Raw genomic sequence first — 14,290 nt, 5'->3', positions numbered from 1 at the left:
GCAACTCCGTCTACATTAACAAATAGGTATTAGATAAATGCGAGACTTCCTGTTAGGAAAGTGTTCTGTTCAGAAAAAAAAGCATATTAAACGCTATCATTCGACATTTGCATGTCAAACGAAAGACAGCATGGACGGAATCCTGTCCATATTCAGCCAACATTCAGCTTGGATTAAAGGAGGCTTAAGTATTGCTGGCTATGATAGATCTTGTAACAACAAATCGAAAGTGAAAGGTGGAAGTAAATAATGAATGCAAAAGCAAAAGCAAAGGCGATAACAGCAGGAGCAATCGCGCTAACGTTGGCGCTCGGAGGCGGCAGCCTTTGGGCAGGCCAAGCCGTATTTGCGGCAAGCAGCGACAAGCTGGCGGCACAGAGCACACAGGCAGAGAGCGGCAAAGCCGGTAAGGATCATGCAGGCAAGCGCGGCGGATTCGGACGCGGCTTTGAACAAATACAAGCACAGCTTCTTGAATACTTAGGGTTAGAGGAAACTGCGCTGCAGACGAAGCTTCAAACCTTAACCTTGTCGGAGGTTGCCGTAGAGCAAGGGAAGACAAGGGCTGAGCTGCAGACGAAATTAGTTGAGTGGCTGGAAGCGGCTGAGGCTGCTGCGCCGGCGCAAACAGGCGATGATACTGCTGCGGATGCTGCGACGAAGGCGGAAAAGCTGCTCGATTCCAAAGGCTTTGGCTTCGGGAAACGCGGCGGCGGCGGAATTGGCAAAAATCTAACCGCAATCGCTGAGGCGCTGGGAGTGACAGAAGAGGCTTTAAAGGCAGAACTGGAAGCAGGTAAGACCATCGCGGCCGTAGCGACCGAGAAGGGCGTTGCCGTTCAAACGCTTATCGATCTGCAGGTGAAGGACCAGAAGACGAAGCTGGCTGCGGAATTGGCAGCGGGTACGATCACGCAGGAGCAGTATGATACGAAGCTTGCGGCAGCCGGTGAGCATGCGACTCAGCATGTGAATGGCGTGCTGGCACAGCGCGGCAAGGGCCAAGGATTCGGTAAAAATCTAACCGCAATCGCTGAGGCGCTGGGCGTGACAGAAGAGGCGTTAAAGGTAGAGCTGGATGCGGGTAAAACCATTGCGGCCGTAGCGGCCGAGAAGGGCGTCGCCGTCCAAGCGCTTATCGACCTGCAGGTAAAGGATCAGAAGACGAAGCTGGCTGCGGAATTAGCGGCGGGCACGATCACGCAGGAGCAGTATGATACGAAGCTTGCAGCAGCCGTTGAGCATGCGACGAAACATGTGAACGGAGAGCTGCCGACACGAGGCGGCGGCAAAGGGCCGCGCGGCGATCGCCAAGGCAGCGGTGTTTCTAAGGAGCAAACGGGCACTGGCACCGATGCAGCCGAAGGATCAACCGTTTAAGCTGTAGAAGGCGCGGCATATTAGCGAAGCTAAATGAAAATGGAGCAGTCTCTTCGGTCATAGACCGAGGACTGCTCTTTTTTTTGCGCTCTCTCTGGCTCTCTGCTTAAATTGCCCTGCCCAGCAGCAGCTCCAGCTCCTGCGGCGGCCGCCTGGTTGCTTATGTATTTTCCCTATCATTCGACACATCTCTTTAGGATAAATGAGTTCTGGTTTATCGCTTGAGCTAGGAAAAAATGTCATATTGTTCACTATTCGTTCAAAATTATTGGATTGTTGGGCATAAAATTGTTTGATATAGTTCTATTGTAGAACTATTTCACAATAGAATTAATTTATCGGTCGTAGGAATGTTTCATAACAGGGAGGACATCAGTGTGGATCGAGCATTATTAAAAGACATTATCGATCGCTACGAGGCGGCGAATTTTCTCGTTAACCGCCGGCTAAATGCGATGATCCGCGAGCTAATGCCGGATGATCTAACGGTTGATCAATTTTCTACATTGCGTTATTTACGTTCGAGGGAGAAATGCACGTCTTCCGAGCTGGCGGACATTTTTTGCGTGGGCAAAAGCTCCATCACCGCAATCATGACGCGGCTGTTTGATAAGAACCTGATTGAGCGGCTGCCGGATGAAAAGGATCGCCGCGTCATTTATTTGGCCCTTACCGAGGAAGGTAAACAGGTTTGTGACCGCATGGAAGATAAAATCCATGTGCTGTTGGCCAAATACATCGAACGTTTTCCGGAGCAGGAAGCAATGAAGTTTATCGAGACCTTCGAGAAGCTTGCGAAGGAAATGATGCAACCTTAGTTTGATATCATTGGAGGGAAGTTAGGGATGAGAACCGTACTGAAATGGAGATGGCTTGTTCTGGTGTTATGGCTGGTGGCTGCTGTCGGCTTGATGCTCAGCGCACCGAACATGGAGGAGCTCGTACGAACGAAAGGGCAGATTAACGTGCCTGACGGCTATTCCTCGACCATTGCAAGCGAGCTGGAAGAAGCCATCGGCGGGAATGATGGTGCCGGCGCCAGCAGCGGGATGCCGACCGTACTTGTATTTCACAAGGAAGGCGGCTTATCCGACGCGGATTTAAAGGAAGTGAAGGGCGGCATCGATAAGCTGAAGAGCAATGCCGGGGACATCGGTGTTCTCTCCGTTACCACGCACTTTGATACCGAAGAGCTGAAGGAGCAGATGGTGTCCAAGGATGGAAGCACCATCCTGGCGCTCGTTAATGTCGAGGCCGGCGACCGTCAGCTCGTCGAGCTGAGAGACGGGCTTTACGAGGCGATTTCGGATGTGGAGGTAGAGCATTATTATACCGGCAACTGGGTAATCTCCGAGGATGTCGTACAGAGCTCTCAGGAAGGGCTCAAGAAAACGGAGTTCATTACGCTTGGCTTCATTTTGGTCATCCTTTTTGTCGTATTCCGTTCGGCCGTCGCGCCGCTCGTACCGCTCGTTGCGGTGGGCTTTACTTACTTGATTTCACAATCGGTTATCGCGTTCTTAGTCGAGTTTTTCGACTTTCCGCTCTCGAATTTCACGCAGATATTTCTTGTTGCCGTATTATTCGGTATCGGTACGGATTATTGCATTTTGCTCATCAGCCGCTTTAAGGAAGAGCTTACGCATAGCGGAGGCGATAAGACGGAAGCGATTATTCAAACCTATCGCACGGCAGGCAGAACGGTATTGTTTTCCGGCTTGGCGGTGCTGGTCGGTTTTGCCGCGATCGGCTTCTCGACCTTCATGCTTTACCGCTCGGCGGTTGCGGTTGCAGTCGGCGTAGCGGTGCTGCTCATCGCATTATTCACGATTGTTCCGTTCTTTATGGCGGTGCTTGGCACGAAGCTGTTTTGGCCGGCAAAAGGCTCACTGGAGCATAAACCAAGCAAGCTGTGGGGAACAGTCGGCAAATTTTCATTGAAACGCCCCGTATGGGCGCTTATTATTTTGGCGGTCATCATCGTTCCTTTCCTGACTGCGTATAAAGGAACCATATCCTTTAACTCGCTGGATGAAATCGGCGATAAATATGATTCCGTCAAGGCTTTTAATATTATTTCAAATAGCTTCGGTCCTGGGGATTCGTTGCCTACCACCGTTATTGTAAAGACGGATAAACCGATGGATACGCCGAAGGGGCTGGCGGCGCTCGAGCAGGTTAGCCGCGAGCTTGCCAATACGGAGGGCGTCAAGGCTGTCCGCAGCGCGACCCGTCCTACGGGCGATATCATGGAGCAATTTCTCGTGTCGGATCAGGTTACGACCCTAGAGGACGGACTTGGTCAAAGCGGCGAGGGCTTGGGTAAAATCGGTGAAGGACTCACCGAAGCCAGCAGCGCGCTAAGCGAAAATGCGCCTAAGCTGGATGAAGCGGCAGCTGGCGCCGGCCAGCTTGTAGACGGCACGAATGCGTTGAAAGCTGGTATCGTGGAGCTCGGCGCCGGCCTGAAGCAGATTCAGCAGGGAATGCTGGATGGGTCAGCGGGTGCGGGAGAGCTGAGCGATGGCTTGAAGCAGGCAGAGGCAAGCGCGAAGCAGCTGGGTAGTGCCAGCCGGCAATTGCTGGGCAGCTATGAACAGCTGGGCGGCGGTCTTGGCCAGTTATCCGGCGCATACCGCGCGATTGCTTCCGAGCAAACGAAGTTGGCTGACGGCTTATCAGGCACGGAGCAAGGCTTGGCGAGTCTGCAGGACAGCCATCCAGAGCTGCAGGACGACGCGAATTACAAGGAATTGCTTAGCTCATTGGGGCAGCTGCAAGAGGGAGCAGCAGGTCTAAGCGGCCAATTGACGCAGCTAAATGAGCAGCTTACAGGCATCTCGGGCGGCATGACGCAAGCGAATGCTGGACTTCTGCAAGCGTCCGAGGGACAATCAGCCTTAGCGGCAGGACTTGGCAAGCTGGCTGCGGGGCTTGCCGAGCTGCAAAGCGGCATCGCGCAAGCGGCAGCGGGCCAGGGCCAAATCGTATCGAAGCTGCCGAGCGTAACGCAAGGCTTCGACGAGCTCTCGGATGGGCAGAAGGAGCTGCAGGCCGGCTTTGCATCCTTAAATGAGCAGCTGGGCGAGCTTACGGACGGACTCGACCAAAGCGTGGACGGCTTAACGCAGGTAACGGATGGGCTGGCTTCTGCCGGCGGTTACCTGAACGGGCTTGCCGAAGCGCCGAATAAGCAAATGAGCGGCTGGTACATCCCGGAGGAAGCCATTGCGAACGAGGAGTTCCAGTCGGCGCTGAACGTTTATATGTCAGAGGACCGCCAAACGGCGAAATTTGATGTTGTCTTCAGCGGTAACCCTTACGCGCAGGAGACGATGGCTCAAATTGACAGTCTAGAAGCAGCGGTCAACCGTGCTATCCAAGGGACGGAATACGGCGGAGCCGAGGTCGCAGTCGGCGGCGTAACCAGCATGAATAACGACTTAAGCAATATTTCGAAGGCTGATTATTCACGTACCGTTATCCTCATGCTGATAGGGATTTCGATCATTCTGATCATTTTGTTCCGCTCCATCGTTATGCCCCTGTATATGGTCGCTTCGCTCCTCGTCACGTTCTATTCGTCGATGGCGATTGCGGAGGTCATATTCGTCAGGGTGCTCGGACAATCCGGCATTAGCTGGGCGGTGCCGTTCTTCGGCTTCGTAATGCTGGTCGCGCTCGGAATCGACTACAGTATCTTCTTAATGGACCGCTTCAAGGAATATCGTCATTTATCGCCGCAGGAAGCGATTCTGGAAGCGATGAAAAACATGGGTACGGTCATTATGTCGGCAGCCGTTATTCTAGGCGGGACATTCGCGGCGATGCTGCCTTCGGGCGTCATGTCGCTTCTGCAAATCGCGACGATCGTGCTTTGCGGCTTGTTCATGTATGCGCTGCTGATGCTGCCTTTGTTCATCCCGGTTATGGTGCGTACGTTCGGACCTGCCAACTGGTGGCCGTTCATGGGACGGGAAAAGGGTGCCGAGCAATCAGGCAGCGTTCACGGCGGTCATACGCTGAAGGGACATCAGGTATCGCATGATTCCTCTCATTAGTTCTGATTAATAAAAAAGATTACCGTTGGCCTCTCTTGGGAGGCTTTGCGGTAATCTTTTTTTGATTATAAGCGCTGAACTTTGGTTATGCTGTCCGCTCTTTATTGCCGTACGAGCTGCTCTTCGCCGGAAAGGAAAGCGTTAAGCTGCTTCTGCTGCTCGTTCAGCAGCCGCTGCAGCTTTTCCGTTCGTTCCTTGCTGGCCGAAGCTTCATGCTCGGCTCGCGTCACTAAGCGCAGCAGGTCGAAGGTTTCATGAGATAACCCTAGCTTGCGGCGTATTTTCTCATTCCGAAAGGATTCGGTCTCCGGGGAGCAGCGGCCGTCTTCGGCTGTTTCGCATCTCGTTTTATCGGGGAGAAGCAGCAAGGCCGAGCGGCCCTGCTCCGTAATCATAAATACCTTTTTGCCGCTATCTTCGTCTTTCATGGCAATAAACCCGCGCTCCTCCAGCATTTGGAGGGTCGGATATATGGAGCCTGCGCTCGGTACATAGAGACCGCCGGACTGCTCCTCCAATGCCTTCATCATCTGATAGCCGTGCATAGGCTCGCCGTTTAACAGCTTCAGTAACGCGAATTTCACGCCGCCCCGGCCAAAATAACGCTTGCCTGAGCCGCGGCGCTCATGGGCGCCGGCTTCTTCCGGTTTATGCAGTCGATGCTCTTCGGAGACATCGCTATTTTGATTAATCATGAATCGTCACCTCGGTCTCTATCATACGGTATACGTCAGTCCAGTCAATCCCTAATGGAGATATCCCGTTCTACAACGATCCCGGCTTATTCTCAGTTGGCATCATCTTGTTACTTTTATAGCATTGACAATGATTATTATTATTATTATTATTTACAAATTATAAAATAAATGAGGTAAGCAGGCTAGGAGCGGATACCATCATATATTATAGCCGGGAACTGCGGGACTGATCGTATTTTTTTTTATATTGTATTAACCTAGGCTTCAGAATACCGCGATACACTCTGCTTAAATTAGAAGAAATGGTGTTCAAAAAAGGAGAGTGAGCGGGTCGATGAAACAATCCAAGACGATGAAATGGCAGCTCGGGGCATGCGGAGCATTTGCTGTATTTCTTGTATTCGGCTCTATACAGAACAGCCAGGCTTTCCAGCAGGTGCATGCGCTGAAAGCGGGGGATGGCTCTGACCAAACGATAGAACAGCAGCTCGATGAGGAAGACAGCGTGGTAGACGGCTGGGCGCAGCAGAGATCTAACGGCCGGTCGGAGCGTTACGGCGAAGCGGAAGGAAACGGGGGCTGGGAGACCGCTCCCGAGCAGGATAGCGATTCGGGGTCAGCAAGCGGCGGCCTGCGGTCCCAGACGGGGCGGTCGTAGGATGAATAACCGGATATCTGTTCATTTTCGCGCGATGAATACAGACATTGAGGCACAGCTTATCCAGCAGCGGAATCCGCATTCGGATTCCGCAAAGGAAGCACGGGATGAGGCAGGCGAATACGCGGCTTTGGTAAAAGAGTGGTTTGAGGATATGGAAGCCCGGCTCAGCCGATTTAACGCAGGCAGCGAGCTGAACAGGCTAAACCGGGCTGCGGGAAGCTGGATGCTCGTTTCGGATATTTTATTTCAGCTGCTGGCCGAAGCTGAAGCCTATCGGCTGCGTACAGACGGTCTTTTTGACGTTAATGTTTTGGCGGCGCTGCAAGCGGCAGGATATGACCGTTCCTTTGAGCATGCGGGGCGATTTAAACCAACCACCCCCTTCCAAGGAGCGATCCTGAGGCCGGAAGAGCCGTACATGGAAATGGATGCACGGATGAAAGCGGTGAGGCTAAGAAGCGGCGTGCAGCTTGATCTCGGAGGGATAGCAAAGAGCTGGTCTGTCCGGAAGCTGTCGGATTGGCTGCGGCGTAGAAAGGGCATTGGAAGAGGATTGATTAACGCGGGCGGCGATGCGATGGTATGGGATGACCGCGCGGATGGCGGCCCCGCAGAGCTGCGCATTCAAAATCCATGGGATGCAGCCTGCAGCGATGCGGCTATTCAGCTGTACAATGGCGGAGTAGCGACCTCGAGCACGCTTGGGCGAAGCTGGGGAACGCCGCAGGGAAAATACCATCATCTTATAGATCCCCGTGGAATGAGGCCGAGCGGCAGCGATGTTGTCCAGTGCACGATTTCGGGACCGGATGTTACGGCATGCGAGGTGTGGGCGAAGGTCGTATGCATTGCCGGACTAGAACGGGGGACGGCCATGCTTGCCGAGCATGCTCCTTCTTACGAGGGCTGCATCTATATGTCGGACGGGTCGCTCCACAGGCATCAGGCAGCGATTCCCCCACAGAGGAATGGGAGGAGAGTTATATGACGGATTGGATTATTGGACTGCCGACTTGGCAGCTTACACGAATTTTAGGCATTTGCGCTTATTTGCTTCTTTTTGCCGGAATGGCTTTTGGCATCCTTTACGGTTATCCGTTTGTAAAAGGCAAAAGAAAACCGTCCGTCTACAAGACGCATATGCGCTTGACGAACGGCGGGTCGCTGCTGGCTTTGCTGCACGCCGCGGTGCTTGTCATTGATACGTATACTCCGTTTGAGTGGAAGGAGATCCTCGTACCGTTTATGGCTCATGAGCATCCCGTGCTTTATGGAATGGGCACCCTTTCGCTTTATGGCTTGATTCTGTTGCTGCTTACCTCGGATTTTCGCCAAAAGCTTTCGAAAGGCGTGTGGTTAACGATTCACATGCTGGCTTATCCCATCTTCATGATGGCCATGGCGCATGGGTTCTTTGCCGGAACGGACTCGCAGCTTCCGGCGATTAAATGGATGTACGGCGCTACGTTTGCCATTACGCTGATGCTCCTCGGAGGAAGAGCGCTGATCAGAAAGCCGGTACGCCGCATGGCTTCATGAAATAAGCGCTAAATCCAGCTTAGGAAGCATGCAGGATATATTCGGCAAAAAACAAGGACGAAACTGTACCGTTTGGGGAGCTTAAAGCCGATATACAAAGTAATGGCAATTTACCTTTACTTGAATCGGGGGGATTTGATGAAGCGCAGTCTGTTCTACAAAGCACTGTACCCGCTCTCATTGATCATCATGATCTCTTTCATAGGCGGCTGCACGAATAATCGCGGCCAAACGGAGGAAACCGAGCAGACACCTGCTCCTGCTAAAGTGATTCTAAAGGTCGTCCAAAGCTTAATGTCGCCGAAGCGCACAGCGGAGCTCGAGCGATTAATCGAACTATTCGAAGCGGATAATCCGGGAATAGCAATCGAGCTTATTTCACCTAACTACGATACGGCGGATGCTGACATTCTGACGATGCTGGAGCAAAACCAAGAGGTAGACATCGTGGAAGTACGCGATATTACGGTATATGCAATGGCGGAAAAGGGATTGCTGGTTAGCTTGGAAAAGTACATATCAGGCTGGAGCAATTACATGCTGCTCAGCGAAAATTCGAGGCTTATGGCGAGAGCCGTGGCTGATATTATTTATTACATCCCGAGCAGCCTCTATCAGGTACAGCTCTATTACCGCAAGGATTGGTTTGATGCCAAAGCGCTTCAAGTGCCGGAAACATGGGAACAGCTTTTCTTTGTCAGCAAGCAGCTGACGAAGCCGGAGATCGAACAGTACGGCTATGCCTTTCGCGGCGGAAGAGGTGCGGCTAACCCTTTATCGGCCATCATTCAGGATTATAACGGGAATAACGTAAATGCTGACGATTCGATGTTTAATTTGGACGGGTCGACTATTTTCAAAGGCGAACGCGCAGCGGAGGCGCTTGAGCTATACCGTAAAATCTACGTCGAGACTTCGCATCCCGCATCCATTGATTGGGGCTTCAATGAACAGGTACAAGCGTTTACGGACGGCAAAGCGGCCATTTTGATCCAAGATACGGACGTGATTCCTTCCATTCAGGACAAGCTTAGCAGGAACCAATGGGCTACGGCTCCCCTGCCTGCCGGACCGGAGGGCGTATCGCATTTCAATGTAGGCGCGGCTGGCTGGGGGATTGCCCTGCAATCCAAGCATAAAAATGAGGCATGGGCATTTATTTCTTATCTTTCGTCGCTTGAGCGTAACCGGGACTTTGCGGATGCAGCGGGTGTCATCTCTATTTATAGCAATGCTTTAGATGAGGAGAAGTATTCTACGGGCACTTATGCCCCGTATAAGCTGATGGCAAACGACCCCATTCGTTATCAAGGCGTGAAGCGGCCGACTCATTATACGAATTATGACGTGTATTTTGAAGAAGCTGCGGTTATCGGACGGAAATATTTGCAGGACACCGTTTCGACAGAGGCGATATTGGATCACTTTAATGATTTTTGGCTGAAGCAAAAAAAGCTGGAGGGCGATTGAACAAATTGAGCTGCCGCCGGGCGCGAAGAAACGCGTGCCTCGCGGCAGCTCTATTTGTTTTGGGCGTGCGGAGCGGGCAATGTCTTGATCGTATGAAGCTAGTACGACGGGGCAACCTGATAAGAATAACGATCCGTCTTGACCTGGATGCATCGCCGCATATACGATGATAACATTCCATTAGCAATAGACGCTGGGAAGCGATAGCATGTTAGCAAGGCAAGGAGGAACAAGAATGAAACAGCTGTTAGTCGTATTTACCGGAGGAACCATTGGCAGCAAAAAACAAGGAGAGGGCATCGATGTCGACGGCGCAGGCTCTTATTCCCTTATTGATGATTACAACCATAGCGCGCGCAAACGCAGTGACGTAACGCTTCATGCGATACAGCCGCTAAACCTGTTAAGCGAAAATTTGACGACAAACGACTGGGTCGCGCTTGCGCGGGCTATTCGCGGCTTGGATCTGACTCCGTACGACGGTATCGTCGTTACGCACGGCTCGGACACGTTAGCGTATAGCGCAGCCATGATCAGCTATTTATTTGCGGGCACGCGGGTACCGATCGTGCTGACCGCGAGCAATTACCCGCTGGCTGACAAGCGGAGCAACGGGCGCCGCAATTTTGCGAGTGCGATCGATTTTGCAGCGGGCGAGCAGCTTCCTGGCGTATTTGTGGTGTACGAGGATGACAAAGGGGACATGCTTGTTTATCTCGGAACCCGGATTACGCAAGCCGTATCCTTCACGGACCAGTTTGGCAGTCCTTATGGCTTACCCTACGGAAAAATAGAGGATAGCGTATTCAACTGGCTTCCGCATGATCGTAATCCGAAGCCGGAGACGCTGCGGCTCGCCGCGCCGAAAACGGCATTGGACTGGCAAGCGGACTCGCTGCGTCTGGATTCCGGCATCGTTTATATTAGGCCTTATCCGGGCCTGGATTATACCTATTACGATTTTGCGTCGAACCGGCCCAAGGCGGTGCTTCATGATCTTCATCATTCCGGTACGGCCTGCGCGGTCGAACAGGGGCCGTACTCACTCCCGCAGTTCATCGCACGCTGCAAGGAGCTCGGCATAGACTTCTACATATGTCCGATTAGGGACCGTTCGGATGCGCTGTATTCCTCCTCCCTTCGTCTGATTGAAGCAGGGGCGATTGTTATAGAGAAGCTTTCCGTTGAAGCTGCCGTGACGAAGCTGATGCTCGCTTACGGCATGCATGAGGATCCCGCCGAGGCAAGAGCTTTTGCAACGGAGAGCGCTTTGTATTTTGAACGCAACGAGGTGTAAAATGATTATTGAGAAGCTTTTGTTAATAACGGCTAGCGCAGCAGCCATTCAACCATTTTACAGCGAGGTGCTAGGTCTTCCGGTTATTCGCTCGGAGCAGGGAAGCTTTACGGTTCAGGCAGGCTGGAGCGAGCTGACGTTCCGGGAGATGGACCCGCAACCGGCCGAGAAGCATTATTACCACTTTGCTTTTACGATTCCGGAGAACAGGCTTCCCGAGGCGAAAAAGTGGATCGAAGCGCTGGTGCCGATCGGCACGGAGGCGGGCCAGGATGTGTCCTACAGCGAGTCCTGGAACTCGCATTCGGTTTATTTCGAAGACCCGGCGGGTAATATACTGGAGCTTATCGCGCGTCATACGATGGACAACGCTGCCGCTCATCCCTTTGACCCGCAGCAGGACATCCTGTGCATCAGCGAGATTGGCGTGCCGACCAGCAGCGTTCCGGCGGCCGTAGACCAATTTGAGAGTTTTGGTCTCATGACGTATAAGACGCGTAACGACAGCTTTAACCCGATCGGCGATGACAACGGGTTGTTGATGGTGGTCGAAACCGGCAGGCGCTGGCATTTCACGGATAAAACTGCCGAGAGCTTCCCGGTGCGCGTAACCATACGCGGTATAGGGGAATTATATCTGCGCGAAGATGAACAAGGTTTGTCGATTGAAAATATAAATTAGAGGAGCATGAGCGATTATGGGAGAGGCATTGAAGGTTGGAGACCAAGTTCCGAATTTTAAGCTTCAGGCATCAAACGGCAAGGATGTGGATCTTGCTGGTTTTGCGGGCAAAAAACTCGTTATTTATTTTTATCCGCGCGACATGACGCCGGGCTGCACAACGGAATCATGCGATTTCCGTGATTTTAACGGGCAATTCGCTGCGAACAATACGGAAGTGATCGGAATCAGCCCCGATGATTTGGCTTCCCACGAGCAATTCGTGGATAAGCACGAGCTGCCTTTCCTATTGCTTTCGGACACGGAGCATACGGTTTCGGAGCTGTTCGGCGTATGGAAGCTGCGGAGCTGGAACGGCGAGGAGTTTATGGGGATCGAGCGCTCTACCTTCTTGCTTGATGAACAAGGCAGGCTGATCAAGGAATGGCGCAGCGTAAGCGTAGACGGCCATGCGAATGAAGTGCTTGAGGCGGTTAAAAACAGCTAACTGCTCTAATGGCTAGAAATAGAAAAGGCTCCCCCTGAAGCAGTTGCGCTTCAAGGCGAGCCTTCTATTTTTTATTTTTTCTTCCAAGTTGGCAATTGGCTGACGTAGCTGTCGGATAGATTGAGCAGCTCCAGCGCGCGCTGGTACTCATCCTCCGTAGCTTCTTGCTCCGTGATGCCGTCGCCGGCCAAGGAATAGTGCTTGCCGTCCTCATAGCCGCTTCCCGACATAAACAGCTCTTTGCTGCTTAAGAATGAGCCGGTCGGGAGATAATAACGCTGCGGCAGCACATTGTACGTTTGGTTGAACAAGTCTTGGCCGAAGTGGATATGATCGTCCAAGGAAATGCCGAGCATGTTCGCGATCGTTGGCAAAATATCGACTTGGCCGCCTAGCTGATCGAATACTTTCCCCTCGGTAATGCCTGTCGATGCTACCACGAGCGGAATGTTGATCATATCGGTATAGCCGTATTCATGGCCGTAAATCTCAGCCATCAGCTCTTTGTCATCGCGGTCAAGCGAATAAACCGGAAGGCCGAGATGATCGCCGTAAAGCAGGACTAAGCTGTTATCCCAAATGCCGCGTTCCTTCAGATCGGCAATAAACTCGCCAAGCGCGAAGTCGGCATAGTTTTGCGCACGGATATAATCCCCGACAAAGGTTCCTTCATAACGCTCGGGAAGCGTCATTTTGTATTTATCTTCCGGAATCGTAAACGGATGATGCGCGGTCATCGAGATCACATGCGAGTAGAACGGTTTGCCGTTTTGACTCATACGGTCCATCTCAGCCGCTGTTTTCTTATAAAGCTGCTCATCGGAAGCGCCGAAGAATACCGAATCCTCCGTGCCAAAGAACTTAGCATCGTAATAACGGTCAAAGCCTAGCGCTTTATAAAGCTCGCCGCGGTTCCAGAATTCAACGACATTCGTATGGAACGTTGAGGTGTCATAGCCATTGGCCTTCAGCATTTTCGGTAAGCTCGGAAGCTCCTTATCGGCATAAATCATCGTTGCCGCGCCGCGAGGCGGAATGTAATAAGAAGTATTGACAACGAACTCGGCATCGGATGTATTGCCTTGGCCGACCTGTTGATAGAAATGTTTGAAATAATAGTTTTCGTTAGCAAGCTTATTGATGTTCGGCGTAATTTCTTGACCGTCAATTTTTAGGTTGACGAGGAAATTTTGGAACGATTCCATCTGGATGATAATGACGTTTTTGCCGGATGCCGTCTTCCAAAGCTGCGGCGCGGCAGGCGTTTCTATCTTTTTGACGGTATTGATTTTGTCTTGCGTAATATGGTTTGGATCAACGTAATCAACGTCTTTATTGGAAAAAATCATATAGGCCTCATAATTGAGAATACCCATTTGCTCCGCTTTGACAATTTCATTCATGCTGGCGCGGTTTGGCAGGATATTGAACAAGCAAAGCGCGATTGAAATGCTAAATAAGGCAACGACAAGCCGTTTGTTTTCCTTGCGGGAGCTCGCCTGCTTCCAGTTTAGCGCCTTCTTCGGGCGGAATAACACGACAGCCATAACGATAATATCGATAAAGATCAGCAAGTAGTAAGGATCCATGAGCGAGAACACGCTATTTTTCACTGCAGTGACTTGATTGACCTGTTCGAGCGCGAGATAGGTTACGATAACGCCGTAATACTTGTAATACATAATGACGGCGAATAAGATAAGAGTCATCACTAGATTCGCTATCAAATAATAGACAAGCTTGCGCTTGGAAGCGAACCATTCAATAAGACAGTACACAATGAGCACAAACGGAATTTCTTTTAAAATCGTAGTCCATGAAAACCCATCCTCGAAAATAACCATCCACGCCAGATAGCTCTTAAGCAGCATAATGAACGAGAAGAAAAGAATGGGACGAGTGCTTAACAATCGTTTTGGAGTGAGAAATGTCATATAACCGCCTACCTTTCACAGCAAAAACAGGCCGTCTCACAGAGGCAGCCAGCCCGCTTATAGTAATATATATGCGTTCGG

12 protein-coding genes are annotated in these 14,290 nt (G+C 51.6%); 10 read left to right on the top strand and 2 right to left on the bottom strand.

Features of this window, described 5'->3' with window-relative positions; all coding sequences use genetic code 11:
* The first annotated feature begins 249 nt into the window (after nt 1–249).
* From MRBLPE1_RS27710 to MRBLPE1_RS27700, 3 genes are all read left to right on the top strand, one after another.
* Nucleotides 250–1,380: a hypothetical protein gene (locus tag MRBLPE1_RS27710; protein ID WP_364152004.1), complete on the top strand. Its 1,131-nt coding sequence runs from the start codon at nt 250–252 to the stop codon at nt 1,378–1,380.
* Nucleotides 1,381–1,757: 377 nt separating this feature from the next.
* Nucleotides 1,758–2,198 carry a MarR family winged helix-turn-helix transcriptional regulator gene (locus MRBLPE1_RS27705; protein ID WP_364152002.1) on the top strand — a complete coding sequence of 147 codons (441 nt, stop codon included), beginning with the start codon at nt 1,758–1,760 and terminating at the stop codon, nt 2,196–2,198.
* A 27-nt stretch (nt 2,199–2,225) separates the two neighbouring features.
* The gene (locus MRBLPE1_RS27700; protein WP_364152000.1) at nt 2,226–5,441 is read left to right on the top strand and encodes an MMPL family transporter; all 3,216 of its coding nucleotides are present in this window, start codon (nt 2,226–2,228) and stop codon (nt 5,439–5,441) included.
* Nucleotides 5,442–5,542: 101 nt separating this feature from the next.
* On the opposite strand, the gene MRBLPE1_RS27695 is transcribed toward MRBLPE1_RS27700, so the two are convergent.
* Nucleotides 5,543–6,136, bottom strand: coding sequence for a PadR family transcriptional regulator (locus tag MRBLPE1_RS27695; RefSeq protein WP_364151997.1), 594 nt, complete (start codon nt 6,134–6,136; stop codon nt 5,543–5,545).
* Between the two features lie 337 nt (nt 6,137–6,473).
* Between MRBLPE1_RS27695 and MRBLPE1_RS27690 the strand changes: the two genes are divergently transcribed.
* From MRBLPE1_RS27690 to bcp, 7 genes are all read left to right on the top strand, one after another.
* Nucleotides 6,474–6,797: a hypothetical protein gene (locus MRBLPE1_RS27690; protein WP_364151995.1), complete on the top strand. Its 324-nt coding sequence runs from the start codon at nt 6,474–6,476 to the stop codon at nt 6,795–6,797.
* 1 nt (nt 6,798) lies between these two features.
* On the top strand, nt 6,799–7,788 hold the full coding sequence (locus MRBLPE1_RS27685; RefSeq protein ID WP_364151993.1) for an FAD:protein FMN transferase: 990 nt from the start codon (nt 6,799–6,801) through the stop codon (nt 7,786–7,788).
* The gene (locus tag MRBLPE1_RS27680; RefSeq protein ID WP_364151990.1) at nt 7,785–8,339 is read left to right on the top strand and encodes a ferric reductase; all 555 of its coding nucleotides are present in this window, start codon (nt 7,785–7,787) and stop codon (nt 8,337–8,339) included. The genes MRBLPE1_RS27685 and MRBLPE1_RS27680 overlap by 4 nt, the downstream gene beginning before the upstream one ends.
* A gap of 138 nt (nt 8,340–8,477) precedes the next feature.
* Nucleotides 8,478–9,809, top strand: coding sequence for an ABC transporter substrate-binding protein (locus tag MRBLPE1_RS27675; RefSeq protein WP_364151988.1), 1,332 nt, complete (start codon nt 8,478–8,480; stop codon nt 9,807–9,809).
* A 235-nt stretch (nt 9,810–10,044) separates the two neighbouring features.
* Entirely contained in the window at nt 10,045–11,106 is a 1,062-nt protein-coding gene (locus MRBLPE1_RS27670; RefSeq protein WP_364151986.1) for an asparaginase, read from the top strand.
* Nucleotide 11,107: 1 nt separating this feature from the next.
* A complete protein-coding gene (locus MRBLPE1_RS27665) occupies nt 11,108–11,788 on the top strand; it encodes a VOC family protein (RefSeq protein ID WP_364151984.1) in 681 nt (226 codons plus the stop codon).
* Nucleotides 11,789–11,804: 16 nt separating this feature from the next.
* Nucleotides 11,805–12,275 (top strand): thioredoxin-dependent thiol peroxidase, encoded by a 471-nt coding sequence (gene bcp / locus MRBLPE1_RS27660; RefSeq protein WP_364151982.1) that lies wholly within the window; start codon nt 11,805–11,807, stop codon nt 12,273–12,275.
* 71 nt (nt 12,276–12,346) lie between these two features.
* Here bcp and MRBLPE1_RS27655 read toward each other — a convergent pair whose 3' ends face one another.
* Nucleotides 12,347–14,209 carry an LTA synthase family protein gene (locus MRBLPE1_RS27655; RefSeq protein WP_364151980.1) on the bottom strand — a complete coding sequence of 621 codons (1,863 nt, stop codon included), beginning with the start codon at nt 14,207–14,209 and terminating at the stop codon, nt 12,347–12,349.
* Nucleotides 14,210–14,290 lie beyond the last annotated feature (81 nt).

This window comes from Paenibacillus sp. LPE1-1-1.1 (genome assembly GCF_040676435.1).
In the GTDB taxonomy this organism is placed as follows: domain Bacteria; phylum Bacillota; class Bacilli; order Paenibacillales; family Paenibacillaceae; genus Pristimantibacillus.
Note: the sequence above shows the minus strand (reverse complement) of the source record. Positions and strands in the feature narration are given on the sequence as shown.